Genomic DNA, 26,021 nt, shown 5'->3' with positions numbered 1-26,021 from the left:
GCGACAACGGGCGCCGCATCCCGGTCGGGGTGCGGCGCCCGTCGTGTGTCCGGGGGCTGGGGGACGGCCGGTTCAGGGGCCCAGCGCGGCGTCCAGGATGCGGGCCCACTGACCGACGACGCGCGCCCGGCGGGCCGTGTCGTCGGAGAGGACGTTGGCCAGGCCGAGACCGCGGGCCATGTCGAGGAGGCCCTGCACGGTTTCCCGTACGCCCGGCACGGACTCGTCCGCGCCGAGCAGTTCGACGGCGATGCGGTGGGTCTCGCGGCCCACCCGGGCTTCGAGTCCGCTGACCTGCGGGCGCAGTTGCTCCTCGTTCGAGGCGGCGACCCACAGTTGGAGGGCGGCCCGGAAGAGCGTCCCGGTGTACAGGTCCACCAGGGCCTCCACGACGGCCGCCCGGGGGGCCGGGCCCGCCTGGAACAGCTCGCGCAGGGCCGTGGAGCGTTCCTCGGCGACGTACTCCACGGCGGCCGTGAACAGCTTCTCGCGGGTCGGGAAGTGGTGTTGGGCCGCGCCGCGCGAGACCCCGGCCCGTTCGGCGACGACGGCGACGGTGGAGCCCGCCCAGCCGTGTTCCGCGAGGCAGGAGACGGCCGCCTCCAGCAGGTGGCGGCGGGTGACACGGCTACGGGCCTGCTTGGGGCCGGCCGTCGGCCCGGGACCGGTCACCGTGCCCATGACGGGTCCCGGCGTTCGAAGCGGGCGGTGATGCCCTCGCGGGCCTCCGCGGAGGCGAAGTGGCGGGCCGACAGTTCGGCCAGGGCGGCGCCGTCCTCGGCGAGCGCGGCCCTGACGGGAGCGGTCAGCAGCCGTTTCGTCGCGGCGAGGGCCGCGGGGCCGGCTTTGCGCAGACCCGCGAGCACGGGGGCGAGCGCCTCGTCGACGTCCTCGCCGTGCAGGGTGAGCAGGCCGATGCGGGCGGCTTCCGCGGCGTCGAACGCCTCGGCGGTCAGGAAGTACCGGGCGGCCGCGCGCGGGTCCAGGCGCGGCAGCAGCGGCGCGGAGATGACGGCCGGCACGACCCCGAGGTGGGTTTCGGTGAAGGCGTACGTGGAACTCGGCCCGGCGGCGGCGATGTCGCAGGCGCCGAGCAACCCGAGACCGCCCGCCCGGACGTGCCCGGTGACGCGGCCCACGACGGGTTTGGGGTGCTCGGCGAGCTCCCGGAGCAGGGCCAGGAAGTCGGCCGGGTCGCACGGGGACTTGAGGTCGGCGCCGGAGCAGAAGGTGGTGCCGGTGTGGGTGAGGACGACGGCGCGGGCCGTCGGGTCCCCGGCGGCCTCGGCGAGGGCCGCGCGCAGCTCGCCGACGAGGTCCGCGGAGAGGGCGTTGCGGTTGCCCGGGGAGTCGAGCGTGAGGGTGGTGATGCCGGTCGCCTGGCCGGCGTGCACGAGTGGGGCCATGTCTCCTCCGGAGGGGCTGGGCCGGTCGGGGGGTCCTCCCCGGTGGGAGGGTATGCGGCCCCGCCCCCTGCCCGCCAAGCCAACCCCGCGTAAGGCGCGACCGGTCGCGGCGGGCCGGGTACGGCCCGGCCCGAAGCGGGCCGGGCTGGGAGCCACTGGGAGCGGGACGGGTGGGGAGGGGAGCGGGGACGGGGACCGGGTGACCTCGCGAGCGGGGTGTGAAAGCCGAGACCGCCTGCGGACGCCCCGCCGGGGGGCCGGGACGGCCCCGCGACGGCCGCACCGGTCAGCAGGCGGCTCGTCCGCCCGCCACGACGACACTCGGCCCCGGGCCGGGGGTGAGGCGCCCTACGGGCCGGCCGGCCGGCCGCCGCGGCGGGGCCGGGCGCGGGCCTCAGTAGGACTTGGGCAGGCCCAGGGTCTGGTGCGAGACGAAGTTGAGGATCATCTCCCGGCTGACGGGGGCGATCCGGGCCACCCGGGACGCGGTGACGAGGGAGGCCAGGCCGTACTCGCGGGTGAGGCCGTTGCCGCCCAGGGTGTGGACGGACTGGTCCACGGCCCGTACGCACGCCTCGGCGGCGGCGTACTTGGCCATGTTGGCCGCCTCGCCCGCGCCCGTGTCGTCGCCCGCGTCATAGAGGAGCGCGGCCTTGCGCATCATCAGCCGGGCCAGTTCCAGTTCGATGTGGGACTGGGCCAGGGGGTGGGCGATGGCCTGGTGGGCGCCGACGGGCTCCTTCCAGACCTGGCGGGTCTTGGCGTAGTCGACGGCCTTGGCAAGGGCGTACCGGCCCATGCCGATGGCGAACGCGGCGGTCATGATCCGCTCGGGGTTGAGTCCGGCGAAGAGCTGGAGCAGGCCCGCGTCCTCTTCGCCGACCAGCGCCTCGGCGGGCAGCCGGACCTCGTCCAGCACCAGCTCGAACTGCTTCTCCGCCGCCTGGAGTTCCATGTCGATGACGGAGCGGGAGAAACCGGGCGTCTCGCGCGGCACGATGAACAGGCAGGGCTTGAGCCGGCCGGTCCTGGCGTCCTCGGTGCGGCCGACGATCAGGGTGGCGTCCGCGATGTCCGCACCCGAGATGAACACCTTGCGGCCGGTCAGGACCCAGCCGTCCCCGTCCCGGCGGGCGGTGGTGGTGATGCGGTGGGAGTTGGAGCCGGCCTCGGGTTCGGTGATGCCGAAGGCCATGGTGCGGGTGCCGTCGGCGAGGCCGGGGAGCCAGGCCCGCTTCTGGGCCTCGGTGCCGAAGCGGGAGATCACGGTGCCGCAGATGGCGGGCGAGACGACCATCATCAACAGCGGACACCCGGCGGCGCCCAGCTCTTCGAGGACGATGGAGAGTTCGGCGATGCCGCCGCCCCCGCCGCCGTACTCCTCGGGGAGGTTGACCCCGAGATAGCCGAGCTTGGCGGCGTCGGCCCACAGCTCGTCGGGGTGCCGGCCCTCACGGGCCGTGCGGGCGAGGTACTCGCGGCCGTAGCGCTGCCCGAGGGCGGCGACGGCGGCGCGCAGGGCCTGGTGCTCTTCGGATTCCACAACGGAGTTGCTCATGCGGGCGTTTCCTCCTGGACTACGGCGAGCAGGGCGCCGAACTCGACCTGGTGGCCGATCGCGGCGTGGAGCGCGGTGAGCGTGCCGGAGGCGGGGGCGACGATGCGGTGTTCCATCTTCATGGCCTCCAGCCAGAGCAGGGGCTGTCCGGCGGTGACGGCGCAGCCGGCGGCGAGGCCCTCGGCGACGCGGACGACGGTGCCGGGCATGGGGGCGAGCAGGGAGCCGGGGGCGGTGCGGTCCTCGGGGTCCGCGAACCGGGGCAGCCGGGTCAGGGTGTGGGCGCCCAGTGCTCCGTCCACGTAGACCTCGGCAGGGCCGACGCCCCCCTTGTTCGATTTGTGTTTCACGTGGAACACCCGTCGGACGCCGTCCACTTCGAGGGTGACGAGCCCCGGTGCCACGGCCAGGACGCGGACCCCGGGGTGGTCGACGGGTTCCGGCGGCCCGCTGCGGGCCGGGTGGTAGCCGACCTCGTACTCGGCCCCGCCCACGGCGTAGCGCCGTACCTGGGGCTGGGAGCGGAGGTTGCGCCAGCCGCCGAGGCGGGTGGCGAGCGGGGCGTCGGGGGTGGGGGCGGCGTCGGAGAGGGCGGCGGCGAGCGCGGCCAGCGAGGCGGCCCGTTCCGCGTCCGGGGCGGGTTCGGTGAGGGCGGCGAGGTGGCGCTCGTAGAAGCCGGTGTCGAGCCGTCCGGCGGTGAAGTCCGGGTGCCGCAGGGACCGTACGAGGAGGTCCCGGTTGGTGGTCAGGCCGTGGATGCGCGCTCCGGCGAGGGCGTGGGCGAGGGAACGGACGGCCTCGGCCCGGGTCGGGGCGTGGGCGACGACCTTGGCCAGCATCGGGTCGTAGTGCACGCCGACGCCGTCACCGTCCTCGAACCCGGTGTCCACGCGCACCTCGCCGGGCACGGCGAGGGTGTGGAGCACCCCGGTCTGCGGCCGCCAGTCCCGGGCCGGGTCCTCCGCGTACAGCCGGGCCTCGACGGCGTGCCCGGCGGGCGCGGGGGGCTGCGGCGCCAGCGCCGCGCCCTCGGCGATCCGCAGTTGGAGGGTCACCAGGTCGAGGCCGAAGACGGCTTCGGTGACGGGATGTTCCACCTGGAGGCGGGTGTTCATCTCCAGGAAGTACGGGCGCCCGTCGGCGGTGACGAGGAACTCGACGGTGCCGGCGCCCTCGTAGGAGACGGCCCGGGCGGCGGCGACGGCGGCCTGGTGGAGGCGCTCGCGCAGGGGTTCCGGCAGGCCGGGCGCGGGCGCCTCCTCGATGACCTTCTGGTGGCGCCGTTGGAGCGAGCAGTCGCGGGTGCCGAGCGCCCAGACGGTGCCGTGGGTGTCGGCGAGGACCTGCACCTCCACGTGGCGGGCCCGCTCGATGTAGGGCTCGGCGAAGACCTCGTCGTCGCCGAACGCGGAGCGGGCCTCGGCGCGGGCGGCCTCCAGCTCCTCCTTGAGGCGGTCGAGGTCCCGTACGACGCGCATCCCGCGGCCACCGCCGCCCGCCGCGGCCTTGAGCAACAGGGGCAGGTCGGCGGAGGTGACGTCGGCCGGGTCGACGGGGTCCAGGAGCGGCACCCCGGCGGCCCGCACGAGGTCCTTGGCCCGCGTCTTGGACGCCATGGCCTCGATGGCCTCGGGCGGCGGCCCGATCCAGGTCAGCCCGGCGTCGCGGACGGCGCGGGCGAAGCCGGCGTTCTCGGACAGGAACCCGTAGCCGGGGTGGACGGCGTCGGCGCCCGCCGCGAGGGCCGCCGCCACGATCAGGTCGGCGCGCAGGTAGGTGTCGGCGGGGGCGGTGCCGGGCAGCCGCACGGCCGCGTCGGCGCGGCGTACGTGCAGGGCGTCGGCATCGGCGTCGGAGTGCACGGCGACGGTGGCCAGGCCCAGGGCGCGGGCGCTGCGGAAGATCCGTACGGCGATCTCGCCCCGGTTGGCGACGAGGACGGACGTCAGGGTCAGGGTCATCTGCGGGCTCACATCCGGAAGACGCCGAAGCCGCCACGGGCGCCCTCGACGGGGGCGTTGTGGACGGCCGACAGGCACAGGCCGAGGACGGTACGGGTGTCGCGCGGGTCGATGACCCCGTCGTCGTAGAGCCGCCCGGACAGGAACATCGGCAGGGACTCGGACTCGATCTGCGCCTCGACGAAGGCGCGCATCCCGGCGTCGGCGTCCTCGTCGTAGGGCTGTCCCTTGGCGGCGGCGGACTGGCGGGCCACGATCGACAGCACCCCGGCGAGTTGGGCGGGGCCCATGACGGCGGACTTCGCGCTGGGCCAGGCGAAGAGGAACCGGGGCTCGTAGGCCCGGCCGCACATCCCGTAGTGGCCGGCGCCGTAGCTGGCCCCGATGAGGACGGACAGGTGCGGCACCCGGGAGTTGGCGACCGCGTTGATCATCATCGAGCCGTGTTTGACGATGCCGCCCTGCTCGTACTCCTTGCCGACCATGTAGCCGGTGGTGTTGTGCAGGAACAGCAGCGGGATGTCGCGCTGGTTGGCGAGCTGGATGAACTGGGCGGCCTTCTGCGACTCGGCGCTGAACAGCACCCCTTGGGCGTTGGCGAGGATGCCGACCGGATAGCCGTGGAGGGTGGCCCAACCGGTGACCAGGCTGGTGCCGTAGAGGGGCTTGAACTCGTCGAAGTCGGAGGCGTCGACGATCCGGGCGATGACCTCGCGTGGATCGAAGGGCGTCTTCAGGTCCGCGGGGACGACGCCGAGGAGTTCCTCCGCGTCGTACAGCGGCTCGCGGGCGGGCGGGGGATCCAGGTGCGGCTTGCGGTGGTTGAGGCGGGCGACGATCCGGCGGGCCTGGCGGATGGCGTCGTGCTCGTCGAGCGCGTAGTGGTCGGCGAGGCCGGAGGTCCGGGCGTGCATGTCGGCCCCGCCCAGGGACTCGTCGTCGCTCTCCTCACCGGTGGCCATCTTGACCAGCGGCGGACCGCCGAGGAACACCTTCGAACGGTCCTTGATCATGACGGTGTGGTCGGACATCCCCGGGATGTACGCGCCTCCGGCGGTGGAGTTGCCGAAGACGACGGCGACCGTGGGGATGCCGTCGGCCGACAGCCGGGTGATGTCGCGGAAGACGGCGCCGCCCGGGATGAAGATCTCCTTCTGGGAGGGCAGGTCGGCGCCGCCGGACTCGACCAGGCTGACGCAGGGCAGCCGGTTCTGCCGGGCGATCTCGTTGGCCCGCAGGGCCTTCTTCAGGGTCCAGGGGTTGCTGGCGCCGCCGCGGACGGTGGGGTCGTTGGCGGTGATCAGGCACTCGACGCCCGACACCGTGCCGATGCCGGTGACCATCGAGGCGCCGACCGGGTAGTCGCTGCCCCAGGCGGCCAGTGGGGACAGTTCGAGGAACGGGGTATCGGGGTCCAACAGCAGTTCGACGCGTTGGCGGGCCAGGAGCTTGCCGCGGCCGAGGTGGCGGGCGGTGTACTTCTCGCCGCCGCCGCGCAGGGCGCCCTCGTGGGCCGCGTCGAGTTCGGCCAGGCGGTCCAGGGCGGCGGCGCGGGCCGCGGTGTGCTCGGGCGCGTGCGGGTCGACGGTCGTGGTCAGACGGGTCATGGGCCGGTCCCCTCCGGGGCGGACAGCAGGTGGTCCGGGATGTCGAGGTGGCGGGCGCGCAGCCATTCGCCGAGCGCCTTGCCCTGGGGGTCGAAGCGGTGGGCGGAGGCGACGCCGTCGCCGAGGATGCCGGTGATCGTGAAGTTGAGGGCGCGCAGGTGCGGCAGGACGTGCCGGGTGACGGGCAGGGCGGCGGTCTCCGGGAGCAGCTCGCGGAGCGCCTCGGTGGTGAGCGTGTGCCGCAGCCATGCCCAGGCGTCGTCGCTCTCGGCCCAGACCCCGATGTTGGCGTCGCCGCCCTTGTCGCCGCTGCGCGCCCCGACCACCCGCCCGAGCGGGGCCCGGGTGGTGGGGCCGTCCCACGCCTGTGGCGCGGGCCCGCTCCCGGCGGGCTCGGCGGGCGCGGGCTCGGGCGGATACTCGGGCGCGGACTCAGGGGCGGGCCCGGCGACGGGCCCGGTTCCGCGCCCGGACGGCCCCGGCGGTGTCCCGGGTGCGGTGAGCGGCGCGGCCGGGACGGGGACGCGGGTGCCGTCCGGGAGGACCGCCGTGTGCGGGATCTCGGCGGCCGGGACGGAGTCCGCGGTGAAGACGCCGTACGGCTGGGCGGGGCCCGGCGGGGCGGTGACGTGGAAGCCGGGGTAGCTCGCCAGCGCCAGCTCGATCGCCGCGCCGGTCAGCGACCGGCCGACCCGGTCCGGGGAGGCGTCCCGCACCACCAGGCGCAGCAGCGCGCTCGCGGTCTCCTGCGTCGGCGCGTCGGCGTGGTCCGTGCGGGACAGGGTCCAGTCGACGGCGGCCACTTCCCGCAGCGCCTCGGCCAGTTGGGCCCGGACCAGCGCGGCCTTCTCCTCGATGTCGAGGCCGGTCAGTACGAACACGACCTCGTTGCGCCAGCCCCCGACCCGGGTCACCCCCACCTTGAGGGTGTCCGGCGGCGGCTCCCCGAGGACCCCCGAGATCCGTACCCGGTCGGGTCCGGCCGGCTCCAACCGGACGGTGTCCAGCCGGGCCGTCACGTCGGGGCCGGGATACCGGGCGCCGTGGGTCTCGTAGAGGAGCTGCGCGGTGACCGTGCCGGGCGTGACGGCGCCGCCCGTCCCCGGGTGCTTCGTGATCACCGACGAGCCGTCCTCGGAGACCTCCGCGAGCGGGAACCCGGGCCGGCCGACGTCGTGCCGGGTGAAGAAGGCGTAGTTGCCGCCGGTGGCCTGGGTCCCGCACTCCAGGACGTGCCCGGCCACCACCGCCCCCGCCAGCCGGTCGAAGTCGCCCGGTGCCCAGTCGAACCACCAGGCGGCCGGCCCGCTGACCAGGGCCGCGTCCGTGACCCTGCCGGTGACGACCACGTCCGCGCCCGCGCGCAGGCAGGCCGCGATCCCCGCGCCGCCCAGGTAGGCGTTGGCCGTCAGGGCGTCACCGCGCGCGGAGGCGTACGGCGTCAGGTCGTCGCCCTCCACGTGCGCCACCGTCACCGGTACCCCGGTCTTCGCGGCCAGCTCGCGGATGGCGTCGGCGAGTCCGGCCGGGTTCAGGCCGCCCGCGTTGGTGACGATCCGTACGCCGCGCTCGTGCGCGAGGCCCAGGTTCTCCTCCAGTTGGCGCAGGAAGGTCTTCGCGTAGCCGAGGTCCGGGTTCTTCAGGCGGTCGCGGCCGAGGATCAGCATGGTCAGCTCGGCCAGGTAGTCCCCGGTCAGCACGTCCAGCGGGCCGCCCGTCAGCATCTCGCGCACCGCGTCGAAGCGGTCGCCGTAGAAGCCGGAGGCGTTCCCGATCCGCAGGGGCCGCCGCGCGGTGACCGGGAGCCGCCCGCTCACCGGGAGCCCTCCGCGCCGGCCGTCGAAGAGGGGCCCTCCCCGTCCTCGGCCGAGGGGGCGCCGTCGGCCGACGGAGCGCGGCCCGGGCCGGGCGGGCCCGCGAACGCCTGGGCGATGTCCAGCCAGCGGTCGGCGTCGGCGCCGGTCGCCGTCAGGGCCAGGTCGGCGCGATGGGCGCGCCGGGTCACCAGCAGGCAGAAGTCCAACGCCGGGCCCATGACCCGTTGTTCGGCGTCCTCGGGCCCGTACGCCCAGGTCGTGACGCCGTCCGGGGCGAGCAGCTCCACCCGGAACTCCGCGCCCGGCGCCGGCAGGCCCCGTACCGCGTACGCGTAGTCCCGCGCCCGCACCCCGATCCGCGCGACGTGCCGCAGCCGGGCCGTCGGGACCCGTCGGACACCGAGCGCGTCGGCGACGTCCTGCCCGTGCGCCCAGGTCTCCATCAACCGGGCGCTCGCCATCGAGGCGGCCTTCATCGGCGGCCCGTACCAGGGGAAGCGCGCCTCGGGGTCGGCGGCGGCGAGGGCCGCGTCCAGCGCGGCCCGTCCCGCGCGCCACCGGGCCGACAGATCGGCCGGGTCCAGCAGGGCCCCCTCGGCGGCGCCCTCGTCCACGAAGGTGTCGGGTGCCTTCACCGCCTCCTCGGCCATCACCGCGAAGCCCTCGGCATCGGTGAGGGCGAGCAGCGCGGCCTGGTCGGTCCAGTGCAGGTGGGCGATCTGATGGGCGACGGTCCACCCGGCGGCGGGTGTCGCCGTCGCCCACCCTTCCTGCGGCAACTCCCCCACCAGCGAGTCCAGTTCGGCCCCCTCCGCACGGAGATCGGCGAAGACGGCGACAGCGGACGGATCGGGCACGGTGCGCTCCCCTTCTCGGCGTGGGGGAAGCCTGGCAGGGGTCCGAGAAACAATCAAGCATGCTTGCATGATTTTCGTGGCGGTCGCCGCGTTTCCCGCCGGCGGCACAACCGGGCCCGGGCAAGGACGAATTGGGCGGGTCACCGGCCGGGCGTGGGCAACGACGCCCCACCACCGTCGGCCGGCACGGGGGCGATTTCGGCCGTACGCCGGAAACTCGCGGAACGTCTGCGATGTCGCGCCGATACTGAATGCCCCGCCGCCGGCGCGACCCGGCGCATGCGCGCGCAGCGCGGACATCCGTTCCTGTCATGGCACGTGAGGCACTCGACGAAGAGGACGAACCGACGTGACGTACGCGAACCCAGCCGCCTTCTCCCTCTACCCCGAACTCGACGCCACCGCCTTGGCCGCCTTCGTCACCGCTTTGGAGACGGGCGACGTGACGGGGCTGTCCCCCGCCCGCGCCGCCGACGTGGCCGAGGTGCGCTCGCGCGTCGTGTTCAGCCGCGGCAAGGTCACCGGCGCCGGCGGCGCGCTGCTCGACGCCGCGCTGTGGCGGCACACCGGGCCGCAGCCCCGGCCGGTGATCGTGATGCCCGCGCCGTGGACGGACCTCGGCTGGCTCACGTACGCCGTCCAGGCCGGCCTGTTCGCCGCCCGCGGGTACGACGTCCTCGCCTACACCGCGCGCGGGTTCGGCGCGTCGGAGGGGCAGGTCGAGGTCGCCGGCCCGCTCGACGTCGCCGACGGCAGCCGGGCCCTGGACCACGTCATCGAGCGCACCTCCGGGCCGGTCACGAAGATCGGCTTCCTCGGGGACTCGTACGGCTCCGGCATCAGCCTGCTCGTCGCCGCGCACGACACCCGCGTGGACGCGGTCGTGGCGATGAGCACCTGGGGCGACCTGGGCGAGGCGTTCCTGGAGAACTCCACCCGCCACGTCGCCTCCGTACAGGCGCTGCTGAACGCGGCGGCGCGGGCCCGGCTCAGCCCGCAGACGGAGGGCGTCTTCGAGAACGTCCTGGCCGACCGCGACCTCGACGGCACCCTGCGCTGGGCGGAGCCGCGCTCGCCCTTCACCCACGTCAAGGAACTCAACCGGCGCCGGGTGCCCGTCCTGTTGGCGCAGGCGTGGCACGAGACGCTCTTCCCCGGCAACCAGACCCTGAAGATGTTCAACGAGCTCACCGGCCCCAAGCGCATCGACCTCTCCATCGGCGACCACTCGGGCCCCGAGATGTCGGGCGTCCTCGGGTTGCCGAACCGGATCTGGACCGACGCGCACCGCTGGCTCGACCACCACCTCAAGGGCGTGGACAACGGCATCGACGCCGAAGGGCAGGTGGTCGCCGAGGTGATGTGGACGAAGGCCCTCGAAGCGGCCCCCACCTGGCACGACCTCACCCGCCGGTTCCGCCGGGTGCACCTCGCGGGCGGCGGGGAACTGGCCGAGAAGCCCGAGGCGGGCTGGACCGCGACCGTCGTCTGCGGGATCGACACCCCGACGACCGTCGCCGACGAGATCGTCCGCTCCGGTTACGCGGAGATCGCCGGCCTGCCGAAGGCATACCCGACCGGCGACATCGACCGCTCCGTGGCCGCCGTCTGGGCCACCGCGCCCGAGGAGGCCGGCCTACGGCTGCGCGGCACGCCCCGGCTGCGGGTGACGTACCGGGCGGCGAACCCGGGCTCCGGCTTCGTCGCCTACCTGCTGGACACCGCGCCGGACGGGACGGCCCACATCATCACGCACGCCCCGTACAGCGACCTCGGCTCGGCGCCGGACAGCCTGATCAGCGCGGACATCGACCTCCAGGCGACGGCGTACGACGTCCCGCCCGGGCACCGCGTCCTCCTGGTCGTCGACGCCCTCGACCCGTTCTACGCGGACCCCAACCTCCCCCGCGCGACACTCTCCTTCACCTCCCCGGAGGCGACCCCCTCGTACCTGGACCTGCCGCTGGGCTGAGGACCGGCCGGGCCTACGAGGACGAGGTACGACGCGACCGGGCGCCGAGTTGGGAGCGGACCGCGCCCATGCTGGCCGCGATGACGAGGGCGATGGCGAGGGCGTCCACGAGGGACATGCCCTGGTGCAGGACCAGGAAGCCGGCGCTCGCCGCGATGGCCGGTTCCAGGCTCATCAGGATCGCGAAGGTCGGGGCGGGCAGCCGGCGCAGGGCCAGCAGTTCCAGCGTGTACGGCAGGACGGAGGACATGACGGCCACGCCCAGGCCCAGCGCCAGGGTGCTCGGCACGACGAGGTCGGAGCCGGCCTCGACCACCCCGAGCGGCAGCGAGATGACCGCGGCGACGGCCATCGCCAGGGCCAGGCCGTCCGCCTGCGGGAAGCGGCGGCCCGTGCGCGCGCTGAAGACGATGTACGCCGCCCACATGGCGCCCGCCCCGACCGCGAAGGCGGCGCCCAGCGGGTCGAGGCCGCCGAAGCCGCCCTCGCCGTGGCCGGCGAGCAGGGCCACTCCGGCCAGCGCGAGGGCCGCCCACAGCAGGTTCATCAGGCGCCGGGACACGAGCACCGACAGGGCGAGCGGGCCGAGCACCTCCAGGGTGACGGCCGGGCCCAGCGGGATGCGGTCGATCGCCTGGTAGAAGAGGCCGTTCATGCCGGCCATGGTCACGCCGAACCAGAACACGGTGGTCCAGTCGGCCCGGGCGTAGCCGCGCACCTTGGGCCGGCACACCAGCAGCAGCACCAGGGCCGCCGCCGCGAGCCGCAGGGTGACCACGCCCGCCGCGCCCGTCCGGGGCATCACCATGACGGCGAGGGCGGCGCCGAACTGCACCGAGACCCCGGCCGAGACCACCAGCGCGACCGGCCCGAACCGCGCCCGTACACCGGAGGCGGACGGCGCCGCGTCGCGGGGCGCGCCGGTGCGGGAGGCGCTGTCGGGGGACGCGGGCACGGTGTCGGAAGCCGAGGGGGACGGGGTCATTCCACCAGGCTAAGGGGTACGTAACGGGTGCGACGCCGTGTTCTTCCTTACCTTGCGCACACCCCCGTAACCGGCGCTAAAGCCGCTCGCCGAGGACGTCCGCCAAGACCTCCGCGAGGTGGCGGGCCCGGCGGCCTTCGCCGAGCTGCGCGATCTGGGTCCGGCAGGAGTACCCGTCCGCCAGGAACACGGCCTCCGGCGGCGCGGCCCGCAGCGCGGGCAGGAGCTGTTCCTCCGCGCAGGCCACCGATAGGTCGTGGTGACCGGGCTCGAAGCCGAAGTCGCCCGCCAGGCCGCAGCAGCCGCCGCTGAGCCCGCCGGTGAGGCCGGCCCGCTCGCGCAGCCGGCGGTCGGCCGCGTCCCCGAGCACGGCGTGCTGGTGGCAGTGGGTCTGGCCCGCCACCGGCCGGTCCAGGCGCGGCGGGCGCCACTGCGGGGCGTACTCCTCCAGGGTCTCCGCGAAGGTCCGGACGGCCGCCGCCAGCCGCGCGGCGCGCGGGTCGTCCGGCAGCAGGGCCGGCAGGTCGGTACGCAGGGCCGCCGCGCAGCTCGGTTCGAGGACCACCACCGGGCCGGCCGCCTCCCCGAGGGTGTCCAGGGTGCGGGTGAGGACCTGCCGGGCGCGGGCCCGGCGGCCGGTGGAGAGGTACGTCAGACCGCAGCAGACCCGGCCGGGCGGCAGGGACACCCCCAGCCCGGCCGCCGTCAGGACCCGTACGGCGGCCCGGCCGGTCTCCGGGGACAGGTACTCGGTGAAGGTGTCCGGCCACAGCGTGACGCCCCCGGGGCCGGGGGCCGCCCCCGACCGGCGTGCTCCGGACCGCCGCCACCACCGGGTGAAGGGCTCCCGGGCCGGCGCCGGCAGGGCCCGGCGCCGGTCCAGCCCCGGCACCGGCACCAGACGGGCGGCGGCGCCCACCGGCCCCGCCGCCCGCAGCGCGGCGATCAGCCGCAGCCACTGCGGCAACCCGCCCAGCGTGTAGTGGGACAGCGGCCGGACCCGGCCGGCCCAGTGCCGCTCCAGGAACTCCGACTTGTACGTCGCCATGTCCACGCCCACCGGGCAGTCGCTGCGGCACCCCTTGCAGGCCAGGCACAGGTCCAGCGCCTCGGCGACCTCCGTCGAGCGCCAACCGTCCGTGACGATCTCCCCGGCCAGCATCTCGTGCAGCAGCCGCGCCCGCCCCCGGGTGGAATGCCGCTCGTCCCCGGTGACCCGGTACGAGGGACACATGACCTCCGCGCCGACCGGCTCCGTACCCCGGCACTTCGCGACGCCGACGCAGCGGGCCACCTCCCCGGCGAACGGCGTCGCCGGCAGCACCGCGAAGCGCAGGTTCTCGTCCAGCCGCGCCGGGCGGACCAGCATCCCCGGGTTCATGCCGCCCGCCGGGTCCCACACGTCCTTGTAGGCGCGGAACAGCTCCAGCACCCGGGGCCCGTACATCCTGGGCAGCAGTTCGGCGCGCGCCTGCCCGTCGCCGTGCTCCCCCGACAGGGAGCCGCCGTGCGAGACGACGAGGTCCGCCAGCGCCGAGGAGAACTCCCGGAAGCGGGCCACGCCCGCCGCCGACACCAGGTCGAAGTCGATCCGTACGTGGACGCAGCCCTCCCCGAAGTGCCCGTACGGGGACCCGTGCAGCCCGTGCCGCGCCAGCAGCGCCCGGAACTCCCGCAGGTAGGCGCCGAGCCGGACCGGCGGCACCGCGCAGTCCTCCCAGCCCGGCCAGGCCATCTCCCCGGTCGGCAGCCGGGTCGCCGTGCCCGCCGCGTCCTCGCGGATCCGCCACAGGGTCCGCTGTCCGGCCGGGTCGGTGACCAGCGCCGCGGCCAGGGCGTCGGCGCCCCGGACCAGCGTCCGGGCGGCGCCCTCGTCCCGCATCTCGACGAACAGCCACGCCCCGCCGCGCGGCAGGTCCCGCGCCGCCGGGCCGACCAGGTCCCGGGCCATGCCCTCCACCGTCAGCGGGCGGTACGGCAGCAGCCCCGCCGCCGCGTCGGCCGCCGCGCTCTCGTCGGCGTACCCGAGCACCGCGAGGACCGGCGCGCGCGGCGCCTCCACCAGGCGCACCACCGCCTCGGTCACCACCCCGAGCGTGCCCTCGCTCCCGCAGAACGCGCGGGCCTGCCCCACCCCGCGCTCGGGGAGCAGGGCGTCCAGGCCGCCGTAACCGGAGACGCGGCGGGAGAAGCCGCCGGCCATGCCCGTGCGCAGCACCGCCAGGTTCTGGGAGACCAGCTCGCGCAGGCCCTCGGGGGCGCCGGTCCAGCCCGTGCCGATCCGGTGCGCGGCGCCGCCGTACGCGGTCACCGCCAGCTCCGTCATGTTGTCGGCGGTGGTGCCCCAGGCCACCGAGTGGGCCCCGCACGCGTTGTTGCCGATCATCCCGCCCAGCGTGCAGCGGGAGCGGGTGGAGGGGTCGGGGCCGAAGGTCAGCCCGTGCGGGCGCGCCGCCTCCCGCAGCCGGTCCAGTACGAGGCCCGGTTGGACGACGGCGGTCCGGGCGGCCGGGTCCAGCGCCACCAGGGCGTTCATGTGGCGGGTCAGGTCGAGCACCACCCCGGTGCCGGTGGCCTGGCCCGCGACGGAGGTCCCCCCGCCGCGCGGCACGACCGGGACCCCGGCCTCGGCGCACACCCGCAGCGCCGCCGCCACGTCCTCGGCGTCGCGCGGCGCGACGACGCCGAGCGGGACGCGCCGGTAGTTCGAGGCGTCCATGGTCACCAGCGCCCGCGCGGCGGCGCCGAAGTCCACGTCCCCGCGCACGTTCGCCCGCAATGTCCGTTCGACTTCCCCGGATGCCGTCACGATGTCCACCCTGCCACCGCCGCCGTGCGTCTCATCGGGTGGACGCGCTCCCGGAACGGCGACCGGGACCCGATACGCTCCGCTCGTGGCTGAGATCCAGATTCCCGCTGACATCAAGCCCGCCGACGGACGCTTCGGCGCGGGCCCCTCCAAGGTGCGGACCGAGGCGCTCGACGCCCTGGCCGCCACCGGTACCTCCCTGCTCGGAACCTCACACCGCCAGGCCCCGGTCAAGAACCTGGTCGGCTCGGTGCGCCAGGGACTCCGGGACCTCTTCTCCCTGCCCGAGGGCTACGAGGTGATCCTGGGCAACGGCGGCTCCACCGCCTTCTGGGACATCGCGACGGCCGGTCTCATCGAGAAGAAGTCGCAGCACCTCACCTTCGGTGAGTTCTCCTCCAAGTTCGCCACCGCCGCGAAGCTCGCGCCGTGGCTGGACGCGCCCTCCGTGATCTCCTCCGAGCCGGGCACCCACCCCGAGCCGGTCGCCGAGGCGGGCGTGGACGTGTACGCGTACACCCACAACGAGACCTCGACGGGTGTCGCGGCGCCGATCAAGCGCGTCGCGGGCGCCGACGCCGGGTCCCTCGTCCTGGTGGACGCGACCTCGGGCGCCGGTGGTCTGCCGGTGGACATCACCGAGACCGACGTCTACTACTTCGCCCCGCAGAAGTCGTTCGCCTCCGACGGCGGCCTGTGGCTGGCGGCGTTCTCCCCGGCGGCCCTGGAGCGCGCGGCCCGCGTCCACGCGTCCGGCAGCCGGCACATCCCCGAGTTCTTCTCGCTGCCCACCGCGATCGACAACTCGCTGAAGAACCAGACGTACAACACCCCGGCGCTCGCCACGCTCTTCCTGCTGAACCAGCAGCTGGAGTGGATGAACGGCCAGGGCGGCCTGGAGTTCACCACCGGTCGCAGCGCGGCCAGCGCCCGCAACCTGTACGGCTGGGCGGAGGCGTCGAAGTACGCGACCCCGTTCGTCGCGGACCCCGCCAAGCGCTCGTCCGTCATCGGCACGATCGACTTCTCGGACGACATCGACGCGGCCGCCGTCGCCAAGGTGCTGCGCGCCAACGGCATCGTGGACACCGAGCCCTACCGCAAGCTCGGCCGCAACCAGCTGCGCGTCGCGATGTTCCCGGCGATCGACCCGGCCGACGTGCAGGCGCTCACCGCCTGCGTCGACTACGTGATCGAGAAGCTGTAACGCGCGAACCCGTACGACGGGGCCCCCGGTGCCGCACGGCGCCGGGGGCCCCGTCGTTCCCTTGGCCCGGCCGTCCCGGACGTCGTCCGGGTGGCGTTCGCGCACCTCACCGGCCGAGAGGCCGGCCGTACGCGATACCTTCATGAGGTCCGGGGCCGAGCGCCCCGGGTGCGGGTCCACTGATACTTGGAGGCAGCGGCGTGAGCGTGCGAGTGACGGCGGCCCAGGGCGGCGTGGACCCCTTCGGCACGGCCCGGTTGCGGCGCGGGGTGCTCGACGCGTGGGGCGCGGGCCCGGCCCGGTTCCGCGAGGACGCCAACGCCGAGGAGGACCTGGCGCTGGGCGGCTACCGCGACCGCCTCGTCGTCGAACTGGCCCAGAACGCGGCCGACGCCGCCGCCCGCGCGGGCGTCCCGGGCCGGCTGCGGCTCACCCTGCACCCGGGCGACGGGGAACACGGCCACGCGGTGCTCGCCGTCGCCAACACCGGCGCCCCGCTGGACGCGGCGGGCGTGGAGTCGCTGTCGACGCTACGGGCCTCCGCGAAGCGGGAGCCGGCCGGCGCGGGCGGTTCCGCCGAGACCGTGGGCCGCTTCGGCGTCGGCTTCGCGGCCGTCCTCGCCGTCACCGACGAGCCCGCCGTACTCGGCCGGCACGGCGGGGTCCGCTGGTCCCTCGCCGAGGCCCGCGAACTGGCCCGGGAGGCATCGGGCGGCAGCCCCGGCCTCGGTGACGAGCTGCGCCGCCGCGACGGCCACGTCCCGCTGCTGCGCCTGCCGTTGCCCGCCGAGGGCACGGCGCCGCAGGGCTACGACACCGTCGTGGTCCTCCCGCTGCGCGACACCGCCGCCGAGGAACTCGTGGAGCGGCTGCTGGCCGGGATCGACGACGCGCTGCTCCTGACGCTGCCCGGGCTGCGCGAGGTCGTCGTGGAGACCCCCGCCGCCGGGCACCGGGTGCTGTACCGGCGCACCGAAGGCCCGTACACCGTCATCGAGGACTCCGCCTCGGGCACGCACCGCTGGCGCACCGTCCGCCACAGCGGCCCCATCGAGCCCGCCCTGCTCGCCGACCGGCCCGTGGAGGAACGGCTCCGGCCCTTCTGGACGGTCACCTGGGCGGTGCCCGCCGACATCGAGGGCGCGCCCCAGTACCCGCGCACCGCGCCCGTCGTCCACGCGCCCACCCCGACCGACGAGCCGCTGGGCATCCCCGCCCTCCTCATCGCCTCGCTGCCGCTCGACACCAGCCGGCGCCACCCCGCGCCCGGCCCGCTGACCGACTTCCTCGTGGAGCGCGCCGCCGACGCCTACGCCGAACTCCTGCGCGACTGGGAGCCGGTGAGCACCGACCTGGTCGACCTCGTGCCCGGCCCGCTCGGCAAGAGCGAGCTCGACGGGGCCCTGCGCGGCGCCGTCCTGCGGCGGCTGCCCCGTACGGCGTTCCTCGCGCCCGCCGCGCCCTCCGAGGAGCTGAAGGCACTGCGCCCCTTCGAGGCGGAGGTGGTCGAGGGCGCCGGCGCCGACACCGTACGGGTCCTGGCGGAGGTGCTGCCGACCCTGCTCCCGGCCGGGCTGGAGCGCCGCCCCGAGCTGCGCCACCTCGGCGTCGGCCGGCTGCCGCTGGGCGACGCGATCGAGCGGATCGCCGGCATCGAGCGCACCCCCGAGTGGTGGTACCGGCTCTACGACAGCCTCGCCGGGGTCGACCCGGACCGGCTGTCCGGGCTGCCCGTGCCGCTCGCCGACGGACGCACGGCGATCGGGCCGCGCCACATCCTGCTGCCCGGCACCGACACCCCCGAGGGGCTGGCCCGGCTCGGACTCAAGGTGGCCCACCCCGAGGCCGCGCACCCGCTGCTGGAGAAGCTCGGCGCGCTCCCGGCGACCCCGCGCGCGGTCCTGACCACCCCGCAGGTCCGGGCGGCGGTGGCGGCCTCCCTGGACGCGGGCGAGATCTGGGACGAGGACGCGCCGGACGCCGACGAGCTGGCCGAGGTGGTCCTGACCCTGGTCCGCGACGCCGGCCTGGAGCCCGGCGACGAGCCGTGGCTGGGCGCCCTCGCCCTGCCCGACGAGGACGGCGAACCGACCCCGGCCGGCGAGCTGCTGTTGCCCGGCTCGCCGCTCGCGTCGGTGATCCGCGAGGACGAGATCCCGTACCTCGACCCGGGCTTCGCCGAGCGCTGGGACGCCCGAACCCTCACCGCCGTCGGGGTGCTGGGCACCTTCCAGCTGGTCCGTGCCACCGACGTCGTCCTCGACCCCGACGAACTGGAGCCCCGCGACGGCGACTTCGCCGAGCCGGACGACGCCGGCCTGCTGGACGCCGTCGACGTGTGGTGCGAGGACCTGCTGGACCAGCTCCCGGACACCCCCCTGCCGCCGGTGGCCACCGAACTGATCGGCGTACGGGACCTGGACCTGGTCGACGACGACCGCTGGCCCCAGGCCCTGGCCATGCTCGCCCAACCCCCGCTGCGCGACGCGCTGACCCAACCCGTGCGGGTCCTGCTCCCCGACGGCACCACCCGCTCCGTGCGCCCGTACACCGCCTGGTGGCTGCGCGACCACCCGGTGCTCGACGGCCGCCGCCCGGCCGGTCTGCGCGCGGCGGGCGGCGACCCGCTGCTGGCCGGGCTCTACACCTCCGCCGACGCCACCGGCTTCGAGGACGAGCAGGTGCTGCGGGCCCTCGGCGTACGGACCACCGTGGACGCCCTGCTCGACGAACCCGGCGGCGCGGCCGAGCTCCTGGGCCGCCTCGCCGACCCGGACCGGGAGGTCTCGGACCGCCAGCTGCACGCCCTCTACGGGGCGCTGGCCGAACTGGACCCCGAACAGGTCACCCTCCCCGACGACCTGCGGGCGGTGGTGGACGGCGAGGTCCGGGTGGTGGACGCGGCCGACGCGGTGATCGCCGACGCCCCCGACCTGCTGCCCCTGACGGCCGGCCTGCCCCTGCTGCCGGTCGCCCCCGCCCGGGCCGCCGACCTGGCGGAACTGCTCCAGGTGCGCCGTCTGTCGGACACCGTCCCGGCGGAGGTCACGACCCCGGGCGAGGAGCACGAGGTCCCGGAGGCGGTACGGGTCCTGCTGGGCCCCGCGACGCCGCGGACGTACGTCGAGCACGAGGAACTCGTCGCGGGCGGCACGGAACTCGACTGGCGCCGCACCCCGGACGGCACCCTGCACGCCGCCACGCTGGAGGGCGTCGCGGCCGGTCTCGCCTGGTCGGCGGGCCAGTGGCCGCGCCGCTTCGAGGTCGCTGCCCTGCTGGAGGACCCCTCCCGCACGGCGGAACTGGCCCGCGACCGCTGGTTCGACTGATCCCGCGCCCGGCCCCCTCAGCGGAAGACCACCGCGGCCGCTGCCCACTGGGACGTGGTGGTCCCCGTGACGGCGCACATCTGGGCCGCGGGGACGATCCGGTACGCCGTGGACAGCCGGTAGGACGACAGCCTGAGGACCGGCAGCGCGGTCCACTCGCCGGTGAAGGCCGGGGCGGTGCCGCTGTTGGACCCGACGGTGCCCACCACGAGGTCCCCGGCGGCGCAGTCGAGCCGGGTCGACGAGGTGCTGAACGCGGTCTGGCCGGATTCGCCGTGCGCCCGCGCGTACCCGACGGCCCGGCTGATCCCGCTGAACTCGTCCACGGCGACGTGGTACTTGCTCGCGTGCGGGTACGTCACCCGGATCGAGTCCGCCGTGCTGAGCGGACGGACGTGGAAGGCGGCGAGGACCAGCGTCCGGTGCAGGCGGCCATCGGTCTCCTCGGCCACGATCCGGAAGGTGTTCCCCTGGGTGTCGGTCACCGTGAGCGGGCCGGGACAGGTGGCGGTCAGCATCATCGTGACGACGAGCGCGTTCCCCGCGGTCACCGCGTTGGTGACCGGCAGCACCACGTCGGTACCGCCCAGGACCTGCTGGTCCGCGGCGGCCCGCGCCACCCAGGCCGCCGACTCGTTCCCGGTCCGCGGGCCCGCGTCGGCGACGCCCGCCGGGTCGGGCGCCGGATCGGCGGTGGGCGACGGACAGGGCTGCTCCTCCACCGGGTACCCCACCTTGACACCGGCCGGACTCCCGGCGGTGTCCACGCCGGCCAGACCTTCCATCGCGCCGACGCCGATGCAGACGCCGAGGAGCAGGCTCGCGGCATGCGTGAGCACCCGCTGTCGGGAGGGGCCGCGCCGAAATCCCCGTACGGGGGCCGTGACCCCTTCCACGGCCCCGGACCCGCCGCCCGCGAAGTCCCCGTCCGCCGCGGCCCGGTCGGCCTGCACCGCGGCTCCGTCGCAACCCGCCGGGGTCCCCTCGGCCGCCACGGGTGTCGCGTCGGACCCCTTCGAGCGGCCCTCGACCCGCGCCCGCGCCCCGGCATCCGCTGCCAGCCGAAGCCCCGTCCACGCCTGCTTCCACGCCGGCAGCGCGGTCTCGGCCACCCCCAGGGCCCGCAGCAGGGCCAGGACCCGGTCCCACGGCGGCAGCGTCGGCCGGTCCGTCCGCAGGGCGTGCGCGATGGTCGACCGGGGCAGCCCCGTACGCCGCTGCAACTCGCGCAGGGACAGCCCCGCCACCGCCTTGAGCCCCCGCAGCTCCCCGATGAAATCGGCGACCGACTCCGGCCGCCGTAACCCTTCCCGTTCCGGCATCGCCATGCCCCCCGCTCCATCCCCCTGGACCGGCCCGTCCGAAGGTGTCCCACGGCGGCCGGGCGTCCGGATCCTACGAGCGGCGAGCCCGGCCCCGTAACCGTTCGACCGGCCAACTCCGCCGGGTCCGGGAGGCCGTCGCGTCCGGGGCCGTCCGGGCTTGTCCCAGCACGTCGAACGGCCTTGTCGGACACCGGCACCGCTGCCGATGGTTGGCCCCATCGCCGGACCCGGTGGACGGGCCCGGCAGCCGACTTCCGACAGGAGACACCCATGAAGTTCACGCTCGGGCGCCGCGGCGCCATGGCCGCGACGGTCGCGGCCCTGACCGTAGGCGCGCTGGCCACGGGGATCACCACCGCCTCCGCCACCAGCGGGTGGACCCGCCTGTCCACCTCGCACGGGGTGGGCGTCTACGGCAACCACACCTCGACGTCGGGCAAGGTCACCTCGGACGTCTTCAACGGGGACTACGTCGACGTCCTGTGCTGGAAGCGCGGCGAGAACATCGCCAACCAGGGCAACGTCTGGTACTACGTCGACAACGAGTGGCACTCGAGCGGCTGGTACGGCAACAGCGCCGGCTGGGTGTACGCGCCCTACACGGACGACTCCAACGCATGGCGCACCGGCCTCGCCGAGTGCAACTTCGGCTGAACCGGCTCCCGCACGCTGGTTCCCGGTCTAGGCCGGGAACTTCCGGTCGACCCAGCGGAAGGTGAACTCGATCGACGCGGAGGCGGCGGCGGCGATGCCGACGGCGGTCCACGGCAGTACGTCGCCCTCCAGCCGGAGCTGGAAGAACTCCTGCAACGACGGCACGACCAGGACCAGGAGGAACGCCCCGCCCATCGCCCCGACCAGGGCGATCCGCCACCACGTGTACGGGCGGGCGATGATCGCCAGCACCCACATCGAGGTCAGGAACAGGGTCAGCGTCGCGGCGCTGGTCTCGGCACGCAGGCTGTCCGCGCCGGTGTAGTGGTGGCGGGCGAGCAGGTACGTCACGAAGGTGGCGACCGCCGCGATCACCCCGCCCGGGATCGCGTACCGCATCACCCGTCTCACGAAGTGCGGTTTCGCCCGCTCGTTGTTGGGCGCGAGCGCGAGGAAGAACGCGGGGACGCCGATCGTCAGCGTCGACAGCAGCGTCAGGTGGCGCGGCAGGAACGGGTACTCCACCTGGGCGCAGACCACCAGGACGGCCAGCAGCACCGAGTAGACGGTCTTCACGAGGAAGAGCGTGGCCACCCGGGTGATGTTGCCGATGACCCGGCGTCCTTCCGCCACCACCGAGGGCAGCGTGGCGAAGCTGTTGTTCAGCAGCACGATCTGCGCGACCGCGCGGGTGGCCTCCGAGCCGGAGCCCATGCTCACCCCGATGTCGGCGTCCTTGAGGGCGAGGACGTCGTTGACGCCGTCGCCGGTCATGGCGACCGTGTGCCCCTTGGACTGGAGGGCCGCGACCATGTCCCGCTTCTGCTGCGGGGTGACCCGGCCGAAGACGGCGTTGCCGGCCAGCACCTCGGCCATGTCGTCCTTCGCGTCGGGCAGTTCGCGCGCGTCGACGGTGTTCTGCGCGCCCGGCAGACCGAGCTTCCCGGCGACCGCGCCGACGGAGACGGCGTTGTCGCCGGAGATGACCTTGGCCTTGACGTCCTGCTCCGCGAAGTAGCGCAGCGTGTCGGCGGCGTCGGGACGCAACCGCTGCTCCAGGACGACGAGGGCGGTGGGCCGGACTCCGTCGGCCACGGCCGGGTCGTCCAGTTCGCGGGCGGACCGGGCCAGGAGGAGAACCCGTAGGCCCTGTTCGTTGAGGGCGTCGATCTCCTCCAAGACCGGGGCGCCGGCCGGCAGCAGCACGTCGGGGGCGCCCAGCAGCCAGGTGTTGTTCTCGCCGTCGCCCTCGCTGAGGCTGGCGCCGCTGTACTTGCGGGCGGAGGAGAACGGCAGCGATTCGGTGCAGCGCCACTCCGCGTTGTCGGGGTAGGCGTCGATGATGGCCTGGAGGCTTGCGTTGGGGCGCGGGTCGGACTCCCCGAGCGCGCCGAGCACCTTCTCCACGTACGCGCCGTCCTCGCCGTCGAGCGGGCGCAGCTCGGTGACGTCCATGCCCCCTTCGGTGAGGGTGCCGGTCTTGTCGAGGCAGACGACGTCGACGCGCGCGAGCCCTTCGATGGCGGGCAGTTCCTGGACCAGGCACTGCTTGCGGCCGAGCCGGACGACTCCGACGGCGAAGGCGACGGACGTCAGCAGCACGAGCCCCTCGGGGATCATCGGCACGATGCCCCCGACGGTCCGGGCGATGGAGTCCTTGACGTCGGATTGCTTGACGACGAGCTGGCTGACGACGAGGCCGATCGAGGTCGGGACCATCATCCAGGTGACGTACTTGAGGATGGTGGAGATGCCGGTGCGCAGCTCGGAGTGGACGAGCGTGAAGCGGGAGGCTTCCTCGGCGAGCTGTGCGGCATAGGCCGCCCGGCCGACCTTGGTGGCGGTGAACGCGCCGCCGCCGGCGACGACGAAGGAGCCGGACATGACCTGGTCGGTGGGCTTCTTGAGCACCGGGTCGGCCTCGCCGGTGAGCAGGGACTCGTCGATCTCCAGGCCGTCGGCTTCGCCGAGCACCCCGTCGACGACGACCTTGTCGCCCGGCCCTAGTTCGATGACGTCGCCGAGGACGATCTCGGAGGTGGAGATCTCGCCGGTCCTGCCGTCGCGGCGGACGCTGGGCTTGGCCTCGCCGATGACGGCGAGCCCGTCGAGGGTCTTCTTGGCGCGCAGCTCCTGGATGATGCCGATGCCGGTGTTCGCGATGATCACGAAGCCGAAGAGGCTGTCCTGGATCGGCGCGACGAACAGCATGATCAGCCACAGGACGCCGATGATGGCGTTGAAGCGGGTGAAGACGTTCGCCCGCACGATCTCGGAGGTGGAGCGCGAGGAGCGCACGGGCACGTCGTTGACGTCGCCGCGCGCGACGCGTTCGGCGACCTCCGCCGTGCTCAGGCCGCCCGGCCTGAACCGGGGCGCCGGCGGGCGCATCGGGTGGACCGGGTCCAGTTCGGCCCCCGCGTCGATGGCCGTCCCGGAGGCGGCGGCGCCGTTACCGCCCGGCTCCGGTCCGTCGGTTCCGGTTTTCGCCCGCTGCGTCATGCTTTCGACGGTAAAGGGCGTTCACCCGCTTCACCCCTTGAGCGGCCGGAAGATCCGACTCCGGGATGACCCGAATCGTCCCCTGGTAGCCCGCCCCGCCAGACGTGGGGCGCCGCCAGACGTGGGACACCGTCAGACCTTGGGCCCGGACTCCGCGGCCGCCGCGGCCTGCTGCTCCTTGTGCCGCTTGATGGCGGCCTCGCGACCGCGGGCGTACCAGATGCCGAACAGGCCGAGGGCGGCGCCGGCCGCCGGGGTCCACACCCACCACAGCAGGCCCCGGTCCGCGAACCACCCGTAGAAGGGGAGCTGGACGAGGAAGAGGACGAACCAGATGATCGTGCCGCCGACGACGGTCGCGACGACGGGGCCCTCCAAGGGCTCGGGGGCCTCGTGCTGTGCGGTCCATTTCGCCATGCGGCCAGTCTAGGCGGGGAGGTCGCAGGGGCCGAAGAGAGGCCGTACCGGTCGACTTCCGGGGCGACTCAGCCCTGTCTACGCGCGGAGATGGACGGCTGTTCCCTCATGTGTTCATACTGAAACGGTTTGCCTGCGACCGGTTTTATTCGTATGAATAACCAAATGACCCTTTGAGGACCGCATGAGCACCTCGGCACCCGCCGCGGCCCCCACCAACGCCACGGACCGCTTCTTCAAGATCTCCGAGCGCGGTTCGACCGTCGCCCGCGAGGTCCGCGGCGGCTTCGCGACGTTCTTCGCGATGGCCTACATCATCGTGCTGAACCCGATCATCCTCGGCAGCGCGAAGGACATGTACGGCCACCAGCTCAACGGCGGCCAGCTCGTCACCGCCACCGTCCTGACGGCCGCGTTCTCCACCCTCCTCATGGGCGTCATCGGCAACGTCCCGATCGCGCTCGCGGCCGGGCTCGGCGTCAACACCGTCGTCGCCCTCCAGCTCGCACCCCGGATGAGCTGGCCCGACGCCATGGGCATGGTCGTCCTCGCCGGCTTCGTGGTGATGCTGCTGGTCGCCACGGGCCTGCGCGAGCGAGTCATGAACGCCGTCCCGCTCGGCCTGCGCAAGGGCATCTCGATCGGCATCGGCCTGTTCATCATGCTGATCGGCCTGGTCGACTCGGGCTTCGTCTCCCGCATCCCCGACGTCGCCCACACCACGGTGCCCCTCACGCTCGGCGCCGGCGGCCACCTGCACGGCTGGCCCGTGCTGATCTTCGCGCTCGGCGTGCTGCTCACCCTGACCCTGCTGATCCGCAAGACGCCCGGCGCGATCCTGATCTCCATCGTGGCCATGACCGTGCTGGCGGTCGTCGTCCAGCTGATCACCGACTTTCCGGCCGCCGCCTGGGGCCTGACCGTGCCGCAGTGGCCGGGCAACCCGGTGTCCGCACCCGACTTCGGGCTCGTCGGCCAGGTCAGCCCGTTCGGCGGCTTCGCCAAGGTCGGCCTGCTCACCGGCGTCCTGTTCGTCTTCACCGTGCTGCTGTCCTGCTTCTTCGACGCGATGGGCACCATCCTCGGCGTCGGCGACGAGGCCAAGCTGACGAAGCCGGACGGCACCTTCCCCGGGATCAACCGGGTCCTGCTCGTCGACGGCCTGGCCGTCGCCTCGGGCGGCGCCACGTCCTCCTCGGCCACCACCTGCTTCGTGGAGTCCACCGCCGGCGTCGGCGAGGGAGCCCGCACGGGCCTGGCCAACGTGGTGACCGGCGCCCTGTTCACCGTCTCGCTCTTCCTCACGCCGCTGGCGACGATGGTCCCCTCCCAGGCGGCGACGCCCGCCCTGGTGGCGGTGGGCTTCCTGATCCTGGCCGGCTCGGTCCGGGACATCGACTGGAGCGACTTCACCATCGCCGTCCCCGCCTTCCTGGCGATGGTGATGATGCCCTTCACCTACTCGATCACCAACGGCATCGGCATCGGCTTCATCAGCTTCTGCACCCTGCGCCTGACGACCGGCCGGGCCCGCGGCGTCCCGGTGGCCATGTGGGTGGTCGCGGCGGTGTTCGTCTTCTACTACGCGATGCCGGCCCTCGGCCTGACGTAGGCG

Annotated in this window: 17 protein-coding genes; 5 read left to right on the top strand and 12 right to left on the bottom strand. The window is 74.4% G+C overall.

The annotated features are described in order from the left end of the window. Nucleotides 1-72 precede the first annotated feature (72 nt). The 7 genes from ACFVXJ_RS20890 to ACFVXJ_RS20860 all read right to left on the bottom strand — a co-directional run bounded on the left by ACFVXJ_RS20890 (nt 73) and on the right by ACFVXJ_RS20860 (nt 9,206). Nucleotides 73-681, bottom strand: a complete 609-nt coding sequence (locus tag ACFVXJ_RS20890; protein WP_389663570.1) for a TetR/AcrR family transcriptional regulator — start codon at nt 679-681, stop codon at nt 73-75. Next, complete coding sequence (locus ACFVXJ_RS20885; protein ID WP_389663568.1) at nt 669-1,406, bottom strand: enoyl-CoA hydratase family protein; 738 nt, start codon at nt 1,404-1,406, stop codon at nt 669-671. Before ACFVXJ_RS20885 ends, ACFVXJ_RS20890 begins: the two co-directional genes overlap by 13 nt. 394 nt (nt 1,407-1,800) lie before the next feature. Beyond that, nucleotides 1,801-2,964, bottom strand: a complete 1,164-nt coding sequence (locus ACFVXJ_RS20880) for an acyl-CoA dehydrogenase family protein (RefSeq protein ID WP_389663566.1) — start codon at nt 2,962-2,964, stop codon at nt 1,801-1,803. Next, nucleotides 2,961-4,925, bottom strand: a complete 1,965-nt coding sequence (locus tag ACFVXJ_RS20875) for a biotin carboxylase N-terminal domain-containing protein (protein WP_389663565.1) — start codon at nt 4,923-4,925, stop codon at nt 2,961-2,963. The genes ACFVXJ_RS20880 and ACFVXJ_RS20875 overlap by 4 nt, the downstream gene beginning before the upstream one ends. A gap of 8 nt (nt 4,926-4,933) precedes the next feature. Continuing rightward, nucleotides 4,934-6,532: an acyl-CoA carboxylase subunit beta gene (locus tag ACFVXJ_RS20870; RefSeq protein WP_389663563.1), complete on the bottom strand. Its 1,599-nt coding sequence runs from the start codon at nt 6,530-6,532 to the stop codon at nt 4,934-4,936. After that, complete coding sequence (locus ACFVXJ_RS20865) at nt 6,529-8,256, bottom strand: acyclic terpene utilization AtuA family protein (protein WP_389663619.1); 1,728 nt, start codon at nt 8,254-8,256, stop codon at nt 6,529-6,531. The genes ACFVXJ_RS20870 and ACFVXJ_RS20865 overlap by 4 nt, the downstream gene beginning before the upstream one ends. 89 nt (nt 8,257-8,345) lie before the next feature. Continuing rightward, nucleotides 8,346-9,206, bottom strand: a complete 861-nt coding sequence (locus ACFVXJ_RS20860) for a TIGR03084 family metal-binding protein (protein ID WP_389663561.1) — start codon at nt 9,204-9,206, stop codon at nt 8,346-8,348. A gap of 349 nt (nt 9,207-9,555) precedes the next feature. Here ACFVXJ_RS20860 and ACFVXJ_RS20855 point away from each other — a divergent pair, with 349 nt between their 5' ends. Continuing rightward, complete coding sequence (locus ACFVXJ_RS20855) at nt 9,556-11,178, top strand: alpha/beta fold hydrolase (RefSeq protein ID WP_389663559.1); 1,623 nt, start codon at nt 9,556-9,558, stop codon at nt 11,176-11,178. A 13-nt stretch (nt 11,179-11,191) separates the two neighbouring features. Here the strand turns inward: ACFVXJ_RS20855 and ACFVXJ_RS20850 are convergent, their stop codons facing one another. Next, complete coding sequence (locus ACFVXJ_RS20850; protein WP_389663557.1) at nt 11,192-12,163, bottom strand: DMT family transporter; 972 nt, start codon at nt 12,161-12,163, stop codon at nt 11,192-11,194. Nucleotides 12,164-12,239: 76 nt separating this feature from the next. Next, nucleotides 12,240-14,882 (bottom strand): FAD-binding and (Fe-S)-binding domain-containing protein, encoded by a 2,643-nt coding sequence (locus ACFVXJ_RS20845; protein ID WP_389663617.1) that lies wholly within the window; start codon nt 14,880-14,882, stop codon nt 12,240-12,242. A gap of 175 nt (nt 14,883-15,057) precedes the next feature. Here ACFVXJ_RS20845 and serC point away from each other — a divergent pair, with 175 nt between their 5' ends. After that, nucleotides 15,058-16,179 carry a phosphoserine transaminase gene (serC, locus tag ACFVXJ_RS20840; RefSeq protein WP_361314761.1) on the top strand — a complete coding sequence of 374 codons (1,122 nt, stop codon included), beginning with the start codon at nt 15,058-15,060 and terminating at the stop codon, nt 16,177-16,179. Nucleotides 16,180-16,379: 200 nt separating this feature from the next. Continuing rightward, nucleotides 16,380-19,508, top strand: coding sequence for a sacsin N-terminal ATP-binding-like domain-containing protein (locus ACFVXJ_RS20835; RefSeq protein ID WP_389663555.1), 3,129 nt, complete (start codon nt 16,380-16,382; stop codon nt 19,506-19,508). A 17-nt stretch (nt 19,509-19,525) separates the two neighbouring features. On the opposite strand, the gene ACFVXJ_RS20830 is transcribed toward ACFVXJ_RS20835, so the two are convergent. Continuing rightward, on the bottom strand, nt 19,526-20,836 hold the full coding sequence (locus ACFVXJ_RS20830) for a helix-turn-helix domain-containing protein (protein ID WP_389663553.1): 1,311 nt from the start codon (nt 20,834-20,836) through the stop codon (nt 19,526-19,528). Between the two features lie 267 nt (nt 20,837-21,103). On the opposite strand from ACFVXJ_RS20830, the gene ACFVXJ_RS20825 reads away from it, so the two are divergent. Beyond that, entirely contained in the window at nt 21,104-21,487 is a 384-nt protein-coding gene (locus ACFVXJ_RS20825; protein ID WP_389663551.1) for a hypothetical protein, read from the top strand. Nucleotides 21,488-21,514: 27 nt separating this feature from the next. Here ACFVXJ_RS20825 and ACFVXJ_RS20820 read toward each other — a convergent pair whose 3' ends face one another. Next, entirely contained in the window at nt 21,515-23,989 is a 2,475-nt protein-coding gene (locus tag ACFVXJ_RS20820) for an HAD-IC family P-type ATPase (protein WP_389663549.1), read from the bottom strand. A gap of 132 nt (nt 23,990-24,121) precedes the next feature. Next, nucleotides 24,122-24,406, bottom strand: coding sequence for a DUF2530 domain-containing protein (locus ACFVXJ_RS20815; RefSeq protein WP_389663547.1), 285 nt, complete (start codon nt 24,404-24,406; stop codon nt 24,122-24,124). A 184-nt stretch (nt 24,407-24,590) separates the two neighbouring features. Between ACFVXJ_RS20815 and ACFVXJ_RS20810 the strand changes: the two genes are divergently transcribed. Further along, nucleotides 24,591-26,018 (top strand): NCS2 family permease, encoded by a 1,428-nt coding sequence (locus ACFVXJ_RS20810; protein ID WP_389663545.1) that lies wholly within the window; start codon nt 24,591-24,593, stop codon nt 26,016-26,018. Nucleotides 26,019-26,021: the final 3 nt, after the last annotated feature.

The sequence above is a fragment of the Streptomyces sp. NPDC058279 genome (assembly GCF_042881255.1).
Taxonomy (GTDB): Bacteria; Actinomycetota; Actinomycetes; order Streptomycetales; family Streptomycetaceae; genus Streptomyces.
This window is presented reverse-complemented; position numbering and strand designations above follow the sequence as displayed.

Coding starts and splice junctions, on each gene's coding strand:
- ACFVXJ_RS20815 (WP_389663547.1), bottom strand. CDS start 24,406: ATGGCGAAATGGACCGCACAGCACGAGGCCCCCGAGCCCTTGGAGGGC.
- ACFVXJ_RS20845 (WP_389663617.1), bottom strand. CDS start 14,882: ATGGACGCCTCGAACTACCGGCGCGTCCCGCTCGGCGTCGTCGCGCCG.
- ACFVXJ_RS20875 (WP_389663565.1), bottom strand. CDS start 4,925: ATGACCCTGACCCTGACGTCCGTCCTCGTCGCCAACCGGGGCGAGATC.
- ACFVXJ_RS20850 (WP_389663557.1), bottom strand. CDS start 12,163: ATGACCCCGTCCCCCTCGGCTTCCGACACCGTGCCCGCGTCCCCCGAC.
- ACFVXJ_RS20810 (WP_389663545.1), top strand. CDS start 24,591: ATGAGCACCTCGGCACCCGCCGCGGCCCCCACCAACGCCACGGACCGC.
- ACFVXJ_RS20890 (WP_389663570.1), bottom strand. CDS start 681: ATGGGCACGGTGACCGGTCCCGGGCCGACGGCCGGCCCCAAGCAGGCC.
- ACFVXJ_RS20870 (WP_389663563.1), bottom strand. CDS start 6,532: ATGACCCGTCTGACCACGACCGTCGACCCGCACGCGCCCGAGCACACC.
- ACFVXJ_RS20820 (WP_389663549.1), bottom strand. CDS start 23,989: ATGACGCAGCGGGCGAAAACCGGAACCGACGGACCGGAGCCGGGCGGT.
- ACFVXJ_RS20825 (WP_389663551.1), top strand. CDS start 21,104: ATGAAGTTCACGCTCGGGCGCCGCGGCGCCATGGCCGCGACGGTCGCG.
- ACFVXJ_RS20880 (WP_389663566.1), bottom strand. CDS start 2,964: ATGAGCAACTCCGTTGTGGAATCCGAAGAGCACCAGGCCCTGCGCGCC.
- ACFVXJ_RS20865 (WP_389663619.1), bottom strand. CDS start 8,256: ATGCTGACGGGCGGCCCGCTGGACGTGCTGACCGGGGACTACCTGGCC.
- ACFVXJ_RS20830 (WP_389663553.1), bottom strand. CDS start 20,836: ATGGCGATGCCGGAACGGGAAGGGTTACGGCGGCCGGAGTCGGTCGCC.
- ACFVXJ_RS20885 (WP_389663568.1), bottom strand. CDS start 1,406: ATGGCCCCACTCGTGCACGCCGGCCAGGCGACCGGCATCACCACCCTC.